Origin of the sequence: Streptomyces sp. NPDC001787 (genome assembly GCF_040297465.1) — a bacterium.
Classification (GTDB): domain Bacteria; phylum Actinomycetota; class Actinomycetes; order Streptomycetales; family Streptomycetaceae; genus Streptomyces.
This window is the reverse complement of sequence record NZ_JBEOZE010000001.1, coordinates 499,670-516,007: the sequence shown is the minus strand read 5'-3', so window position 1 is coordinate 516,007 and position 16,338 is coordinate 499,670. Positions and strand designations below refer to the sequence as shown.

The window sequence follows — 16,338 nt, the reverse complement described above, 5'->3', positions numbered from 1 at the left end:
CCCGTATCACTGGCTGATACCAGCCACGTCCGTCACTGCTGACCATTAGCGTTCACGCCGTCACACAGCGGGAAGAACAGTTGTACGGCATGTGCACAGAGGGGACGGCAGTGACCGAGCCGCATGATGGCGAAATCCCGGACGGCCTCAGCGCAGCGGAGCTGGGTATGTGGCAGTCCTTCCGCAACGGAACCACCTACGATCTGCGCACCCACGACCCGGTGCGCGACGATCCATTCGCACCGCACATCTGGGGACCCGAGCGGAGCGTCGGCGCGCGCACGGTGGCGCGGCTGCTGCTGAGCGGGCCGCCCGCCCGGCCGGGCCGGGTGGCGGCGCTGAAGCTACGGGGAGTCCGGATCACCGGAAAGCTGGACCTGGCAGGCGGCCGGGTCGCTCCGTACGTGGAGCTGACGGGCTGCCGGTTCGAACAGGAAGTGGTGCTGCCCGAGTGCCACTTCACCACCCTGCGGATGGTCGGCTGCGCGCTGCCGAGGCTGGAGGCGGCCCGGCTGCACACGGAGGGCGATCTGCATCTGCCGCGCTGCCGGGTGGAGCGCGGCATCCGGCTCACCGACGCCCAGATCGGCACCGATCTGCTGATCAACCAGATCAGCGTCGGCGCCGACCGGAGCGGCCGCGCCCTGGTCGGGGACGGACTGAGCGTCGCGCAGGATCTCCAGGCCGAGATGGTCGAGGCGCACGGCGAGCTGAGTCTGCGCGGGGCGAAGGTGGGCGGTTCGCTGAGTCTGCGCGGCAGCCGGCTGCGCGCCAAGGACGGGCGGCGGGCGCTGAACGCCCCGCAGCTGACCGTGGAGCGCACGCTCTACATGACCGAGGCGTGGGTGAGCGTCGACACCGGGAACCAGGGCACCACTCCCCCGTACGGCATCGTGTTCGGGCCCACCCCGGCGCGTGGCACCCGGGCCCAGATCTTCGAGTGCCGGGGCGCGGTACGGCTGGACGACGGGCGCTTCGGGGACGCGGTGGACCTGCACAAGGCGCGGTTCGTCCTGGCCCGGCACGAGGAGCTGTCGCTGCGCCGGATCGTCACGCCCGAGCTGCGGTTCAACGCGGAGCGCCCGGAGGAGGGCCGGGTCGTGCTGAACGGCGCCAAGGTGGTCACCCTGATCGATGTGTCGTCCAGCTGGCCGGGCCCCGGGGGCCTGGCGATGGGCGGCTTCGTCTACGAGAACCTCGTCCCGTACGGGCACTTCCCGCTCTCCCGGCGGCTGGAGTGGGTGCTGGCCGCGACCCCGGAGTACGTCCCCGAGCCGTACGAGCGGCTCGCCGCGGTCCTGCGCAGCTGCGGCGAGGACGCGGACGCCCGTGAGGTGCTGCTCGCCAAGCAGCGGCGCCGCCGCGAGACGCTGCCGACCGCCGCCAAGCTGTGGGGCTACCTCCAGGACTGGACGGTGGCCTACGGCTACCGTCCGGGGCGGGCCGCCGTGTGGATGGCGGTGCTGTGGGCGGCCGGCGCGCTGGGCTTCGCGCAGTACCACCCGGCGGCGATCAAGGGGGACGAGCACCCCCAGTGGAACGCCGCGCTGTACGCGCTCGATCTGCTGGTGCCGGTGATCAACCTCGGGCAGGACGGTTACTGGCGCACGGAGGGCGGCTGGCAGTGGGCGGCGGCCGCTCTCGTACTCCTGGGATGGATATTGGCCACGACGGTGGCGGCGGGCGCCTCCCGGCTGCTGCGCCGGGGCTGACGTCCGGGCCGTGCGGGCCGGGGGGAATTCCTTCCGGCACCACGGTCGAACGGAATGCCGGAGTGCGCCCGCAGTGGCGGGCGGGACCGACGGGAAAAGGCGGAATCAAGCCAGTCACAGCCTTTTCCTTTACCCTATCTTGACTGGGGCCGATACAACCCCTCCACTCGGCACAGAAGCTTCACAGCGCACCCCTGGCGCCGCCCTCACCAGCGCTTTTCAATGGTCTGCACCATGCCATTGCTTCGCGCTCTGCTCAGTACCGCGCGCAGGTTCCGGCACAGCCCCCGGCTGTCCGCCGGACTGCCCGCGGACGACGCGGTGCTGCTCGACGCCCCCGACGAGCGGCTCTCCCCCGCGCTGGTGGCGGCTGCCCTGGGGGACTACGGCCCCGCCGCCAAACTCCTCGCCACCACCCGTGACGCCACCGACTGGGAGAACCGCGACCGGTATCTCGGCCGGCTCGTCATGTTCGCCCACAACCGGGACGGCTGGCTCATCGACTGGCTGGCCGGCTCGCCACGCGATCCGGACGCGCTGCTCGTCAAGGCCCAGCTGGCCGTCTTCCGGGCCTGGGAGTCGCCCGCCAGGGCCGAGCGGCTGCGCGAGGTCGGCCCGCTGATCACCGCGGCGGCCGACGCCGACCCGCGCGATCCGGTGCCCTGGCGCCTCGCCCTCGACCACGCCCGCGGCACCCACGCCACACACACCGTGTTCGAGGCCCTGTGGGAGCAGGCCGTACGCCGCGCCCCGCACCACTACGGCTGCCACATAGCGGCGCTCCGCTATCTCTCCGCCGCCTGGTACGGCTCGCACCGCGAGTGCTTCGACTTCGCCGAGCGCGCCGCCGAGGACGCCGTGCCCGACTCGCTGGTGCAGGCGCTGCCGGTACGGGCCGCCTTCGCGCTGTTGCTCGACGAACAGCTCGCCGGGCGGACCAGCTCGGTGCTGGAGGAGCGGATAGACCTGGCGGCCGACCTGGCGATCGGGCTCTCGGGCGCGTACCGCCCGAACGACCCGTGGCCCGCCGAGGTCCGCAACCTCCTCGCGTACGTCCTGGTGGCCCGGGGCCGCTGGGAGGAGGCGCTGGAACAGTTCACGCTGATCGGGCCCCACGCGACGTCGTTCCCGTGGTCGTCGGTGTCCGAGGACGCGCTGGGCCTCTTCCTCGAAGCGAGGGACCGCGCACGGCTCCAGGTCGCCTCCTCGACCCCGCTGCGCAACCGGTCCGGTCACGGCCGGCCGCGCGGCCATTACGCTTGACCGTTGTGACCACCGCCCGTCTGCCCCTCTTTCCGCTCAACGCGGTGCTGTTCCCCGGCCTCGTGCTGCCCCTCAACGTCTTCGAGGAGCGTTATCGCGCCATGATGCGCGAGCTGCTGAAGACCGACGAGGACGAACCGCGCCGCTTCGTCGTCGTCGCGATCCGCGACGGCCGCGAGACCGCTCCGACGGCCACCGGCATGCCGGACACGGCCGCCGCGGCACCGGTCATGGAGCGCGGCCCCGCCGACGGCTTCGGCCCCGACCCCATCCAGACCTTCCACCGGGTCGGCTGCATCGCGGACGCGGCGACGGTCCGCGAGCGCTCCGACGGCAGCTTCGAGGTCCTGGCCACCGGTACCACCCGGGTCAGGCTGCTCTCCGTCGACGCGAGCGGCCCGTATCTCACGGCCGAGGTGGAGGAGCTGACCGAGGAGACGAAGGACGACGAGGCCGGCGCGCTGGCCGAGGGCGTCCTGCGCGCCTTCCGCGCCTATCAGAAGCGGCTGGCCGGAGCGAGGGAACGGTCACTGACGACCGGCGCGGAACTGCCGGACGACCCGTCCGTGGTCTCGTACCTCGTCGCGGCGGCGGCCGTGCTGGACGTCCCCTCCAAGCAGCGGCTGCTCCAGGCACCGGACACCGCGACCCGGCTGCGCGAGGAGCTGACACTCCTGCGCAAGGAGACCGCGGTCATCCGGCATCTGCCGTCGCTGCCCGCCGTGGACCTGACCCGCGCCCCCACCCACCCCAACTGAGCCCTCACCGACGAAGGAACCTGCCCGGTGGCGAAGAAGTCGAAGAAGCAGCAGTCGGGCGGCACCCCCGCCACGGTCGCCCTGACGGCGGCGGGCACCGCGTTCACGGTCCACGCCTACGAGCACGACCCGGCCTCCCCCTCGTACGGGGAGGAGGCGGCCGAGGCGCTCGGTGTCTCCCCCGACCGGGTGTTCAAGACCCTGGTGGCCGATGTCGACGGCACGCTGACCGTCGCGGTCGTCCCGGTCGCCGGCTCGCTGGACCTGAAGGCCCTGGCCTCGGCGGTGGGCGGCAAGCGCGCGGCCATGGCCGACCCCGCGGCGGCCGAGCGCACGACCGGCTACGTCCGGGGCGGCATCTCCCCGCTGGGCCAGCGCAAGCGGCTGCCCACGGTGCTGGACGCCTCGGCCCGGACCCATCCCACGATCTGTGTCTCGGCGGGCCGCCGGGGCCTGGAGGTCGAACTCTCCGCGACGGACCTGGCGGCCCTGACCGACGCGGTGTTCGCCCCGATCGGCCGGGCCGCCTGACCCGCCCCCGGCGCCCGCCGGGGGGAGTACGGGACAGAGCCTCTACGGCGCCGCCGGCCCCGCCCCGTCCTTCGGCGCGGGCGGCCAGTGCGCGGGGCCCCAGTCGGGCTCGGGGTCCCGCGGCCCGAACATCGCCGTCAGCCCCAGATGCACGATCATCGCCGCGATCGGCCACGCCAGCACCGCGCCCACCGCGTGGAGCTCCAGCGGCGCGTCGAAGACCACGCCCTTGCCGACCTCGCGCGCATGGGCGACCACGTCCGAGGTGGGCCCGAACCAGACGCCGATGCGCCACGCCAGCAGCGAGCCGAGCAGCCCGCCGAGCGCCAGCCCCACGACCAGCCAGATGCCTCCGCGGCGCCGGAACAGGACCACCGCGCCGGCCGTGACCGCACCGAACAGGAGTGCCAGCAGCACAAACGTTCCGTCGGCGCCGATGGCCTCCTCGCCCTCGCTGTCCTTGAGGAAGACGGCGGTGTCGTCGGAGATCAGCGGCACCCTCGGCGCCAGCCACAGCCAGAGCAGCCCGAGACCGAGACCGGTCAGGGCCACGAGCACCATGACCACGGCGGCCTGACGGAGCTCCGTGGCCAGATCCGTGGCGTCCGGCGACCCGGTGCCGGGCGCGGGATGGGAGCCCGCCGGCGGGGTCTGCCAGGGGTCGTGGGGCGAAGGCTGGTGAGGCGGCGTCAGAGGTGCTGTCACTCAGCCATCGTGCCAGGCTCCCCTGTGCGCCGCCTCACCGGACCGCTGCCGCGGCTCCCGCGGCCGTACGCGGCCTCACGCCTCACACGGCCGTACGCGGCCGGGGCACCGCTCTAGCGCACCGCGGCGCGGCGGTAGGCCCACGTCGCCACCGCGAGCGACAGCACACCGACGGCCGCGCACACACCGAGGTCGAGGACGATCGCGGTCCAGTCCGGCCGGGCGTCGAAGGACCGGGCCAGCGCCTCGACCCCGTAGGTGGACGGCAGCAGATCGCGCGCCCATGCCACCGGCCCCGGCATCCGGTCGGCCGGCAGCACGCCGAGCAGCAGCGCGGCGGACATGCCCAGCTGCCCGAGCAGCGTGGCCAGCTCCTGGCGCGGCGCGAGCAGGCCGAGGGCGGCCCCCAGTCCCGCCAGCGCCGCCCCGGCGAGCGGGATCACGGCGACGAGCACCCACAGATGTGTCATCGGCAGCTGGAAGAGCACACTGCCGGTGACGGCCGTGACGAGCGTGCCGGGCACGGTGAAGGAGGCGTACGCGCCGGCCGCCCCCAGCACCACCGAGGCGGGCGGCACCGGCAGCGTGGCGTAGTGGTCGAGCCCCCCGCCGGCCCGCAGCTGGCCGAAGTACTGGGCGAGCAGGTTCAGCGCGACGAACGCCACGACCAGCACGCTGGAACCGGCGACGACGGCGCGGGCCTCGGAGCCGCCGTCGACCACCCCGCGCATCAGGATCATGATCCCGACGGACTGGAAGGTCGCCACGAACAGCAGCGGAATCCGGGCGACCCGGGCCCGGGAGAGCTGGGCGCGGTACACCGCGGCCAGCGAGGGCAGCAGCCGGGCGCGCGGCGCGAGCGGGGCCGGCAGGGTGCGGGAGGCACCGGAGGGCTCCTGCGCCGCCCGGTCCGGGACACGCGAGGACACCGCCTCGGCGGGAACGATGCTCGTCACGTGAGGCCGCTCCCCCTCGACACGGCTGCCCGCACGTGTCCCCGCTCCCGTACGTGGAATCTCACGCCTTCACCAGCCCCTTGGTCGCATTGGCCGCATCCCCGCCGAGGGCCAGATAGACATCCTCCAGGCTGGGCGTGGCCAGGGTGAAATCGTCGAGCGCGGCGAAGGCCGCGCCACCGGTCACCGCGGCGACCGCGGCCCGTGCCTCGTCCGGGCCCAGCCGCAGGACCCAGCGCCGCCCGGACTCCTGGGCGAAGGCGCGCAGCGCGGCCACCTCCGGGACGTCCAGCGGCGCCCGCTCCCGCCACACCAGCTCGACCCGGACCTCTCCGGCGACCCGCTCCTTCAGCCCGCCGGGGGTGTCGCAGGCGATGACCCGGCCGCGCTCGACGACGGCGACCCGGTCGAGGACGGTCTCGGCCTCGATCACGTTGTGGGTGACCAGCAGGACGGTGACGCCCCGCTCGGCCCTGCGCCGGTCGACGGCGGCCCACACGGCGCGCCTGGCGACGGGGTCCATGCCGGTCGTCGGCTCGTCCAGCACCAGGACGGGGCGCTCCCCGACCAGGGTGGCGGCGAAGCAGGCGAGCCTGCGCTGTCCGCCGGAGAGCTTCTTCAGGGGTCGCCCGGCGAGTTCGGTGAGCCCCAGCTCCTCCAGCACGGCGTCGCGCTCGGCGCGGGCCTCCCCCGCGGCGAGGCCGCGCAGCCGGCCGGTGGTCTCGGCGGCGAGGGACACGGTCAGCTCGTCGAGGGCGGTGGATTCCTGCCCCAGGTAGCCGATGAGGCGGGAGGCCCGTTCGGGGTGGCGCACCAGGTCGTGCCCCAGCACTTCGACGCTGCCGGAGTCGGGGCGCATCAGCCCGGTGAGCTGCCGGACCAGGGTGGTCTTGCCCGCCCCGTTGGGGCCGAGCAGCCCGAAGATCTCTCCGCGCCGCACATCGAGGCTGATTCCGTCGGTGGCGCGCACCTCGGGGGTGGCGGGACGTCCGCGTCGGCCCCGGACGGCGGGATGGGTCTTGACCAGATCACGCACCGCGCACACGGTTCCGGTAGCCCTCTGTGCCTGTGCTGTGCCCTTGCTCACGAGGTATGAGGGTACGGGGTCGGATGCCCCGGACCGCGTCCGGGGCACGTCCGGCCCCGGGGCCGGGGTGCCGGCCGGCCCCGGGGGCCGGAGCGGCCTCCGGGGCCGGCCGCTCCACCGGCTACTCCACCGCGGGTACGTGCTCCGCCGCGGCACGGACGTCGATCTCGCGCCAGAATCCGGCCCGGATCGCATAGCGGTCGTGCTCGTCGATCTGGTCGTCCTTGTGCGCGAGGAGTCCGAAGCGTGCCGCGTACCGCAGCAGCTCGCCATCGATCCGGTGCGGGATGCGCGGGTACATCGTGGACAGCTTCTGCAGGTGCACGGTCTCCGGCAGCCGTTCCATCCAGCGCCGGGCGAAGACCTGGCCGACCTCGAACGGATCGCCGCCGACCGTGGTGATGTCCTCCTCCCGGTCCGCCCAGCGCTGTTCGGCGCTGGTGAGCTGGGCCAGGGTCGGCAGGGAGGCGGTTTCCGGCGGCTCGCCGAGCGGGCCGCCGCGCTCCACCCACCCCTTGTCGGAGGACCAGCGCAGGGTCGCGTTGGCGGGCGGGGCCGCGGCGGGCCGCTCGGCGTGTGCGCCGGGCGCCCGGAGGGCGGCCAGGTCCTTCGGGGTGGGGACGCCCTTGTGGGCGGGGGCGGGCGGCGCGGCGGCGTTGTTCTCGCCGGCCGGTTCCGCGGTGCCGTTGCGGGCGGCGGCGGCCTGGGCCTCGGAGGCCCGCTCGGCGGACGCGGCCAGGGCCGCCTCCGGCAGCGGGGCGGAGAGGATCGCGGCGATCTCGGGGCGCGGGGCGGGCGGCGGGGCGCAGACGCCGCCGGTCTCCTTGGCCCGTACGGCCTTGGTGATCCAGGCCCGGTCGAGCACGCGCCGTTCGTCCGCCTCGGCCACCAGGTCCTCGGACTGGTTGTAGTCGCCGTCGGCGGCCTGGACGGCCCACAGATGGACGGCGACCCCGTGTTCCTTGGCGGACATCAGTCCGGGCAGCAGATCGCCGTCGCCGGTCACCAGCACCACATCGGAGCAGGCCCGGTTCCTGGCCAGTTCGGTGAGCTCGGCGTGCATGGCGGCGTCGACGCCCTTCTGCGCCCAGCGCCCGTCACTGCGGGTGAGAGCACCCAGGCGTACGGTCACGCGTGACATCACCCGGAGTCTGCGGTGCTCGGGCTGCGGTACGCGGTCGGGAGCGCCGTCGAACCAGTAGATCCGGAGCAGCGGCTGTTCCGTATCGATCTCGGCGCGTTCGCGCAGTCCCTGAATCAGGGCCGCGTGGTCGACGGTGATGCGGGAACGGGCGGGCTCCCCGGCCAGCAGACTCGCGGCTGCGCCCAGCAAGTAGCCGGCGTCCACCAGGACGACGCAACGGTCCACGCGTTCCACCCTCTTCCAGGAATTCGGGAACGGGTTTACTCAGGGTTTCCTTCGAGTCTGCCCGACCGTGAAGGGGTTAACGTCCGGAACTCGATCATCGGCGTGGCGGATCCGGAAAACGGCCGACTGCGGATACTGCTACGCACGGTAATGATCCAACATGCGGCCTTTGCGGTGCTATGTGAGTCTGACAGCGGTCCTGGCCCACAGGATTCCCCACAGGAGGCATTCACCATGGCCAAGCACAAGAACCGCAAGCAGAGCAGCCGGCAGGATCGCGCGTCCGCCTCGGAGCGCGGCGAGGAGCAGGCGAAGTCCACGGCCTTCGAGTCGCAGAACCAGCCCCAGTCCCAGGCCCAGGGCAGCCCCTCCGATGTCGCGCGCAAGCATCAGCGGCGCTTCGGCCACAACTGACCGGTCATCTCCGGTCCGGTTCCGGGCCTGTAGACCGGGAGGGGCGCCCCGCGACAGCGGGGCGCCCCTCCCGTCGGTGGGTGGCGTCGGTCAGCCGGCCAGGCAGGACGGGCCGAGCAGCACCTTCAGATCGCCGAAGAGCGCCGGGTCGGGCTTCACCCGGTGCCGGTCGAGCCGGAGCACCGTGGTCTTGCGGGGGCCCTGGAGCCTGATCCGTACCTCGGTGTCGCCCCGGTGGCTGCTCAGGACCTCGCCGAGCCTGCTGACCATGGGCGGGGTGATCTTCACCGTGGGGATGGTGAGGACGACCGGGGCGTTGGTCCCGGCGTTGGAGATGTCCGGGACCTGCATCTCCATGGCGACCAGGCGCGGCACGTCCTCGCGCTTGTCCAGGCGGCCCTTGACGAAGACGACGGTGTCCTCGACGAGCTGGGTGGAGACCAGCTGGTAGGTGGCCGGGAAGAACATGCACTCGATGGAGCCCGCGAGGTCCTCCACGGTGGCGATGGCCCAGGCGTTGCCCTGCTTGGTCATCTTGCGCTGGAGGCCGGAGATGATGCCGCCGACGGTCACGATGGCACCGTCGCCGTGCTCGCCGCCGGTCAGCTGGGAGATCGACGCGTCGGCCTTGTCGGACAGGACGTGCTCCAGGCCGAAGAGCGGGTGGTCGGAGACGTACAGTCCGAGCATTTCCCGTTCCTGCGCGAGCAGGTAGGACTTCTCCCACTCGATGTCGGAGAACTCCACGTCCAGCCCGAAGCCGGGCTCGTCGCTCTCCTCCTCGCCCATGCCGCCGAAGAGGTCGAACTGTCCCTCGGCCTCCTTGCGCTTGACCTGGACCACGTTGTCGATCATCGGCTCGTGGTGGGCGACGAGGCCCTTGCGGGTGTGGCCCATCTCGTCGAAGGCACCGGCCTTGATGAGGGACTCGACCGTGCGCTTGTTGCAGACGACCGCTTCGACCTTGTCGAGGAAGTCGGGGAAGGTGCTGTACTTCCCCTTCGCCTTGCGGCTGCGGATGATCGAGTCGACGACGTTCTGACCGACGTTGCGCACGGCGGTCAGGCCGAAGAGGATCACGTCGTCACCCTGGGCGGCGAAGTTGGACAGCGACTCGTTGACGTTGGGCGGCAGCACCTTGATGCCCATGCGGCGGCACTCGTTGAGGTAGACCGCGGACTTGTCCTTGTCGTCCTTGACCGAGGTCAGCAGCGCCGCCATGTATTCGGCGGGGTAGTTCGCCTTGAGGTACGCGGTCCAGTAGGTGACCAGGCCGTACGCGGAGGAGTGCGCCTTGTTGAACGCGTATCCGGCGAACGGCACCAGGACGTCCCACAGCGCCTTGATCGCCGCGTCGGAGAAGCCCTTCTCCTTGGCGCCCGCCTCGAAGAGGACGAAGTTCTTCGCCAGCTCGTCGGGCTTCTTCTTGCCCATCACACGGCGCAGGATGTCGGCCTCGCCGAGCGAGTATCCGGCGACGATCTGGGCGGCCTTCTGCACCTGCTCCTGGTAGACGATCAGACCGTAGGTGAGGCCGAGGACCTCCTTGAGAGGCTCCTCCAGCTCCGGGTGGATCGGGGTGATCTCCTGGCGGGCGTTCTTGCGCTCCGCGTAGTTCGTGTGGGAGTTCATTCCCATCGGGCCCGGCCGGTAGAGGGCCGAGACGGCGGAGATGTCCTCGAAGTTGTCGGGCTGCATCTGGCGCAGCAGGGAGCGCATCGGACCGCCGTCGAACTGGAAGACGCCGAGCGTGTCGCCGCGGCAGAGCAGTTCGTACGTCTTGGGGTCGTCCAGCGGCAGGGAGAGCATCTCCAGGTCGATGCCCTTGTTGGACTTCACCATCTTGATGGCGTCGTCCATGATCGTCAGGTTGCGCAGGCCCAGGAAGTCCATCTTCAGCAGGCCGAGCGACTCGCACTGCGGGTAGTCCCACTGCGTGATGGTGACGCCGTCGGTGTGCCGCACCCAGACGGGGGCGTGGTCGACGATGGGCTCGCTGGACATGATGACGCCGGCGGCGTGCACGCCCATCTGCCGCACCAGGCCCTCGACGCCCTTCGCGGTGTCGATGACCTTCCGTACGTCCGGCTCGTTCTCGTACATCCCCCGGATCTCGCCCGCCTCGCTGTAGCGCGGGTGCTTGGGGTCGGTGATGCCGTTGAGGTCGATGCCCTTGCCCAGGACGTCGGCGGGCATCGCCTTGGTGAGCCGGTCGCCCATGGCGTACGGGTAGCCCAGCACCCGGGCGGAGTCCTTGATGGCGTTCTTGGCCTTGATCTTGCCGTACGTACCGATCATGGCGACCTTGTCGGCGCCGTACTTCTCGGTCACGTACCTGATCACTTCGACGCGCCGACGCTCGTCGAAGTCGATGTCGACGTCGGGCATGGAGACACGCTCGGGGTTCAGGAACCGCTCGAAGATCAGCCCGTGCTCGATCGGGTCGAGGTCGGTGATGCCCATCGCGTACGCCACGATCGAACCGGCGGCGCTGCCTCGTCCGGGACCGACCGCGATGCCGTTGTTCTTGGCCCACATGATGAAGTCGGCGACGACCAGGAAGTACCCCGGGAACCCCATCTGGATGATGATGTCCATCTCGTACTCGACCTGCTTCTGCCGGTCGTCGGGGACCCCGCCCGGGAAGCGGCGCTGCATGCCGACCCGGACCTCTTCCTGGAACCAGGTGATCTCGGTGAAGCCGTCCGGGATGTCGAACTTCGGCATGAGGTTCTTCGCCTCGAACATGCCGCTGGTGTCGATCTGCTGCGCGACCAGCAGGGTGTTGGCGCAGCCCTCCTGCCAGGCGTCGGAGGAGTCGACGCCGTACATCTCCTCCGTCGTCTTGAGGTAGTAGCCGGTGCCGTCGAAGCGGAAGCGGTCCGGGTCGGAGAGGTTCTTGCCGGTCTGGATGCACAGCAGGGCGTCGTGCGCCGTGGCCTCGCTCGCGTAGGTGTAGTGCGAGTCGTTCGTCACCAGCGGCGGGATGTCCAGCTTCTTACCGATTTCGAGGAGCCCGTCGCGGACGCGGCGCTCGATCTCGATGCCGTGGTCCATCAGCTCCAGGAAGTACTTGCCCTCGCCGAAGATGTCCTTGTAGTCGGAGGCCGCCTGGACCGCCTCGTCGAACTGTCCGAGCCGCAGCCGGGTCTGCACCTCTCCCGAGGGGCACCCGGTGGACGCGATCAGGCCCTCGGACCACTTGGCGATGGTCTCCTTGTCCATGCGCGGCCACTTCTGCAGCCAGCCCTCGGCGTACGCGTCCGAGGAGAGCCGGAAGAGGTTGTGGAGCCCGGTCTTGTTCGACGCCCAGATCGTCTTGTGGGTGTAACCACCGGATCCGGACACGTCGTCGCGCTTCTGGTGCGGCTGTCCCCACTGCACCTTGCGCTTGTGCTTGCGCGACTCCGGGGCGACGTACGCCTCGATGCCGATGATCGGCGTCACACCCGCCTTGGTGGCGGAGTGGAAGAAGTCGTACGCCCCGTGCAGGTTGCCGTGGTCCGTCATCGCGATGTGCGACATGCCCATCTCGTTGCACGCCTCGAACATGTCCTTGAGCCGCGCGGCACCGTCCAGGAGCGAGTACTGCGTGTGGACGTGAAGGTGCGTGAAGGGCGGCTTGGTCACGGCGTCGGGCCTCCGGGAGAACTGGGGATGACGGACAGGGGGGACAGCGGGGAAGTCTACGTCTTGGAGGTGACGGACGAAGGGCACTCCCGGGTACGGTCACGCGTTGTAGAGGCTGAGGAACGTGTCCTATTTGTCATGTCCCCAGTCACGTCATGGGTCACGTCCCACGTCATGCACGTCCGGTACCAGGAGGCACCAAGAAATGTCGGAAACGCAGACCGGCGCGGCGCAGCGCGGGGAGCAGATCCTCGCCGTTTTCGACACCGCTTTCGGTGAGCTGCTGGCCGCCGATCCCGCGGCCTTCCGGGTCAAGTTCCGCAAGATGGCGGGCTCGGCCTTCGCCTTCTACCGCGGCACGGCGTGCCTGTTCTACGGCGATGTGGAGCGGGAGCGGCACGGCGGGGAGTATCTGGACGAGCGCACCGGACGGGTGTGGATCCACGGCGATCTGCACGCGGAGAACTTCGGCACGTACATGGACGCCAACGGCCGGCTGATCTTCAATGTGAACGACTTCGACGAGGCCTATGTGGGCCCGTTCACCTGGGACCTCAAGCGCTTCGCCGCCTCCGTCGCCCTGATCGGCTACGCGAAGGCGCTGGGCGACGGCCAGATCGGCGAGCTGGTGCGGATCTACGCCGCCGCCTACCGGGAGCGGATCCACGCCCTGGCGACCGGCGCGAAGAACGACGAGCTGCCGCCGTTCACGCTGGACACCGCCCAGGGTCCGCTGCTGGACGCGCTGCGTGACGCCCGCTCCCTGACCCGGTTCTCGCTGCTGGACTCGATGACGGAGATACGGGAGTTCGAGCGCCGGTTCGCCGCCGGCGGCGGGGCGATCGACCTGGACGCGGCGACCCGCTACAAGGTGCTGTCCGCGTTCGACGGCTATCTGGAGACACTGCCGGAGTCGAGCCTGACCCGCCCCGACTCGTACCGGGTGAAGGACGTGGTGGGCCGGCGGGGCATCGGCATAGGCTCGGCCGGGCTGCCGTCGTACAACATCCTCCTGGAGGGCAACAGCGACGCCCTGGAGAACGATGTGGTGATCTATCTCAAGCAGGCGCAGACCCCGGCGGTCTCCCGGCACATCACCGACGCCGCCGTGCGGGACTACTTCCAGCACGAGGGACACCGCACCGTGATCTCGCAGCGCGCGCTGCAGGCCCACGCCGACCCGTGGCTCGGCTGGACCGAGCTGGACGGCGCGGGCCAGCTGGTCGCGGAGGTGTCGCCGTACGCCGTCGACCTGGACTGGTCCGACATCGACGAGCCGGAGGAGATCGCGGCCGTCGTCGCCGATCTCGGCCGGGCGACGGCGACGATGCACTCGGCGGCGGACGACGAGAGCGGGCACTCGCTGGTGCCGTTCTCCACGGAGCGGGCGATCGACGCGGCCATCGCGGCCGACGAGGAGGGCTTCGCGGAGCTGCTGGTCGACTTCGCCCACAGCTACGGGGCCCGCGCCCGCGCCGACCACCAGATCTTCGTGGACCTCTTCCGCAACGGCCGCATTCCCGGTCTGTAGGGCGGTCCCGGGCCTCCGGATCCGCGGGTCCGGGCCTTTTAGGGGTCGTTTACAGGTACACATGACACACTCTCCGGCGATGGACATCTCAGGGACGCAGCTCAGGGTGGTGCGCGCGGCGCTTTTCACAGCGCTGGTCGTCACCCTGTCCACTGCTTCCCATGTGCTGCTCTCCCAGGTCCCGCTCCCGCTGACCGTGGTCGCCATGCTGGCCTGCGTCGTCTTCGCGACGGCGTACGCGCTGGCGGGCCGGGAGCGCGGCTTCGGGGCGATCGCGGGCCTGCTCGTCCCGCTGGAGCTGGCCGCCGACACGGTCTTCACCACGGGGCAGCATCTCTGTTACGGGGCGGCCGGCGGCCCGATCGCGGGGCCGCTGCGGTCCGTGGGCGTCGATGTGCTGTGCGGCGGCAGCGGCGGCGCGCATCTCGCGGGTGTCGGCACGGTGGGCACCCCGCTGGCCGGGGTGACCGGGGCCGGTGACCGGGCCGCCGCCCTGCTGGCGCAGCCGGGCCCCGCGGTGCCGTGGCTGCTGCTCGCCGCCCATGTGACCGTCGGGCTGCTCGCCGCGGCCTGGCTCAGGCGCGGGGAGTCCGCGCTCGCGGGGCTGCTGCGCGCGGTGGCCGCCGTGGCGTTCCGCCCGCTGCTGACCGCGGTCGCCGTGGTGGGCCACGCCCGCCGCCGGCCGGCCCGCGCCCCGCGCCCGGCCGGCCGCCCGCACCCGCTCTTCCCGGCCCGTCTGCTGGGGCATTCCGTGGGACGAAGGGGTCCTCCGCCGACGGCCCGTGCCGCGCTCTGAGCACGCGGCACGCCGGGCCCCGGGAACGGCGGCCGGGCCGTACAGCACCCCCACACAGCTTTCACACCCACGGAGAACGATCATGAGCAAGCGCAACACCCAGGCCAACAAGGCAGCGGCCCGCGAGCGGCTGCGCGCCGAACGCGAGCGCCAGGCGAAGAAGGACAAGGCCCGCAAGCAGGTCGTCGTCGGTGTCTCGGTCGTCGCCGCGCTGGCGGTCATCGGCGGCATCAGCTACGGCGTGATGCAGCTGAACAAGCCGGACGCCTGGACGGCCGCCGCGGACGCGAAGAACGTGACCGCCCCGAAGAACACCTCGGGCGACGACGGCACGACCGTGGTCATCGGCAAGTCGACCGCCAAGAAGACCCTTGAGCTGTACGAGGACTCGCGCTGCCCGATCTGCGCCACGTTCGAGCAGGCGATCGGCGAGACCGTCGAGAAGGACGTCGAGGCGGGCAAGTACAAGATCAAGTACGTCGGCGCGACCTTCATCGACAACTCCGACAGCGGAGAGGGCTCCAAGAACGCCCTCAGCGCGCTGGGCGCGGCTCTCGATGTGAGCCCCGAGGCGTTCCTGGACTACAAGGCCGCGCTCTACTCCGCGAAGTACCACCCGGAGGAGAGCGACGACAAGTTCGCCAAGGACAGCTTCCTGATCGAGGTGGCGGACTCCGTGGACGCGCTGAAGGGCAACAAGGAGTTCCAGAAGAACGTGGAGGACGGCACGTACGACGCCTGGGCGATGAAGATGTCCAAGGCGTTCGACAAGAGCGGGGTGACGGGCACCCCGTCGCTGCGGATGGACGGCAAGCCGGTCACGGCCGAGGGCAGCGAGAACGCCCCGATGTCGGTGGCCGACTTCAACGCCGCGGTCGACAAGGCGCTGAAGGCGTAACGTCCGCCCGTCCGCTCACGGCCGTACGGCGCAGCGGGGTCCCGCACCGGAAGGTGTGGGACCCCGCTGCGGGTTTCCCGGCCCGGTCACAGCGTGGCGAGGAACCCCAGGGCGACCTTCCAGGTCTGCTCGGCGGCCCGCTCGTCGTAGTCGTGCAGCTCCGGGTCGGTGAACAGGTGTCCGGCGCCCGGGTAGCGGTAGACCTCCACGTCGGCGCCGGTCCGCCGCATCTGGAGGTACCAGCTGTTGAGCCAGTCGGGCGACTCGAACGGGTCGGGGTCGGCGACATGCAGCTGTACGGGCAGTTCGTCCACCGAGGCGTTCTCCGCGATGTCCGACGTGCCGTGCAGGAGCAGCAGCCCGCGCGCCTTCTCGTCGCCGAGGGCGAGGGTCTGCGCGGTGGCGGCGCCGAAGGAGAAGCCCGCGTAGACCAGGCCCCGGTCGGAGTAGGGCGCCGCGGCCAGCACGGCACGCCTGAGCAGTTCGTCCTTGCCCACCTGCTCCTTGAAGGCCATGCCCTCCTCCACCGTGTCGAAGGTGTGCCCCTCGAACAGATCGGGCACCCGCACCTCATGGCCGGCGGCCCGGAGCCGGTCGGCCGCGGCGTGCACGGCGGGCCGCAGCCCGTAGGTCGAGTGGAAAAGCATGATGTTCATGACGCCCATGGTGCCAGCGAGCCCGGTCCGCG

General features: G+C 71.2%; 14 protein-coding genes. 8 read left to right on the top strand and 6 right to left on the bottom strand.

Annotated features, from left to right (window positions below):
- Positions 1-110: 110 nt before the first annotated feature.
- From ABT170_RS02185 to ybaK, 4 genes are all read left to right on the top strand, one after another.
- A complete protein-coding gene (locus ABT170_RS02185) occupies positions 111-1,712 on the top strand; it encodes an oxidoreductase (RefSeq protein WP_329945704.1) in 1,602 nt (533 codons plus the stop codon).
- Positions 1,713-1,934: 222 nt separating this feature from the next.
- Positions 1,935-2,975 carry a hypothetical protein gene (locus ABT170_RS02180; RefSeq protein WP_329945703.1) on the top strand — a complete coding sequence of 347 codons (1,041 nt, stop codon included), beginning with the start codon at positions 1,935-1,937 and terminating at the stop codon, positions 2,973-2,975.
- 5 nt (positions 2,976-2,980) lie between these two features.
- Complete coding sequence (locus ABT170_RS02175; protein WP_329945702.1) at positions 2,981-3,733, top strand: LON peptidase substrate-binding domain-containing protein; 753 nt, start codon at positions 2,981-2,983, stop codon at positions 3,731-3,733.
- Positions 3,734-3,760: 27 nt separating this feature from the next.
- On the top strand, positions 3,761-4,264 hold the full coding sequence (ybaK, locus tag ABT170_RS02170) for a Cys-tRNA(Pro) deacylase (RefSeq protein ID WP_329945701.1): 504 nt from the start codon (positions 3,761-3,763) through the stop codon (positions 4,262-4,264).
- 42 nt (positions 4,265-4,306) lie between these two features.
- On the opposite strand, the gene ABT170_RS02165 is transcribed toward ybaK, so the two are convergent.
- The 4 genes from ABT170_RS02165 to ABT170_RS02150 form a co-directional block, all read right to left on the bottom strand.
- Positions 4,307-4,969: an ABC transporter permease gene (locus ABT170_RS02165; protein WP_502970461.1), complete on the bottom strand. Its 663-nt coding sequence runs from the start codon at positions 4,967-4,969 to the stop codon at positions 4,307-4,309.
- A gap of 113 nt (positions 4,970-5,082) precedes the next feature.
- Complete coding sequence (locus ABT170_RS02160) at positions 5,083-5,925, bottom strand: ABC transporter permease (protein ID WP_502970460.1); 843 nt, start codon at positions 5,923-5,925, stop codon at positions 5,083-5,085.
- Positions 5,926-5,986: 61 nt separating this feature from the next.
- Positions 5,987-6,970, bottom strand: coding sequence for an ABC transporter ATP-binding protein (locus ABT170_RS02155; protein ID WP_329945762.1), 984 nt, complete (start codon positions 6,968-6,970; stop codon positions 5,987-5,989).
- A gap of 163 nt (positions 6,971-7,133) precedes the next feature.
- Positions 7,134-8,390 carry an NYN domain-containing protein gene (locus ABT170_RS02150; protein WP_329945700.1) on the bottom strand — a complete coding sequence of 419 codons (1,257 nt, stop codon included), beginning with the start codon at positions 8,388-8,390 and terminating at the stop codon, positions 7,134-7,136.
- 225 nt (positions 8,391-8,615) lie between these two features.
- Here ABT170_RS02150 and ABT170_RS02145 point away from each other — a divergent pair, with 225 nt between their 5' ends.
- Complete coding sequence (locus tag ABT170_RS02145; RefSeq protein WP_329945699.1) at positions 8,616-8,795, top strand: hypothetical protein; 180 nt, start codon at positions 8,616-8,618, stop codon at positions 8,793-8,795.
- A 90-nt stretch (positions 8,796-8,885) separates the two neighbouring features.
- Here ABT170_RS02145 and dnaE read toward each other — a convergent pair whose 3' ends face one another.
- Entirely contained in the window at positions 8,886-12,425 is a 3,540-nt protein-coding gene (gene dnaE / locus ABT170_RS02140; RefSeq protein WP_329945698.1) for a DNA polymerase III subunit alpha, read from the bottom strand.
- Between the two features lie 205 nt (positions 12,426-12,630).
- On the opposite strand from dnaE, the gene ABT170_RS02135 reads away from it, so the two are divergent.
- From ABT170_RS02135 to ABT170_RS02125, 3 genes are all read left to right on the top strand, one after another.
- Positions 12,631-13,956, top strand: a complete 1,326-nt coding sequence (locus ABT170_RS02135) for a DUF2252 domain-containing protein (RefSeq protein ID WP_351863471.1) — start codon at positions 12,631-12,633, stop codon at positions 13,954-13,956.
- Between the two features lie 79 nt (positions 13,957-14,035).
- Positions 14,036-14,752: a hypothetical protein gene (locus ABT170_RS02130; RefSeq protein ID WP_329945696.1), complete on the top strand. Its 717-nt coding sequence runs from the start codon at positions 14,036-14,038 to the stop codon at positions 14,750-14,752.
- Between the two features lie 82 nt (positions 14,753-14,834).
- Positions 14,835-15,650 carry a DsbA family protein gene (locus ABT170_RS02125; RefSeq protein ID WP_351863469.1) on the top strand — a complete coding sequence of 272 codons (816 nt, stop codon included), beginning with the start codon at positions 14,835-14,837 and terminating at the stop codon, positions 15,648-15,650.
- 86 nt (positions 15,651-15,736) lie between these two features.
- On the opposite strand, the gene ABT170_RS02120 is transcribed toward ABT170_RS02125, so the two are convergent.
- A complete protein-coding gene (locus tag ABT170_RS02120; protein ID WP_329945694.1) occupies positions 15,737-16,315 on the bottom strand; it encodes a dienelactone hydrolase family protein in 579 nt (192 codons plus the stop codon).
- Positions 16,316-16,338: the final 23 nt, after the last annotated feature.

Coding starts and splice junctions, on each gene's coding strand:
- ABT170_RS02135 (WP_351863471.1), top strand. CDS start 12,631: ATGTCGGAAACGCAGACCGGCGCGGCGCAGCGCGGGGAGCAGATCCTC.
- ABT170_RS02120 (WP_329945694.1), bottom strand. CDS start 16,315: ATGGGCGTCATGAACATCATGCTTTTCCACTCGACCTACGGGCTGCGG.
- ABT170_RS02145 (WP_329945699.1), top strand. CDS start 8,616: ATGGCCAAGCACAAGAACCGCAAGCAGAGCAGCCGGCAGGATCGCGCG.
- ABT170_RS02130 (WP_329945696.1), top strand. CDS start 14,036: ATGGACATCTCAGGGACGCAGCTCAGGGTGGTGCGCGCGGCGCTTTTC.
- ABT170_RS02180 (WP_329945703.1), top strand. CDS start 1,935: ATGGTCTGCACCATGCCATTGCTTCGCGCTCTGCTCAGTACCGCGCGC.
- ABT170_RS02125 (WP_351863469.1), top strand. CDS start 14,835: ATGAGCAAGCGCAACACCCAGGCCAACAAGGCAGCGGCCCGCGAGCGG.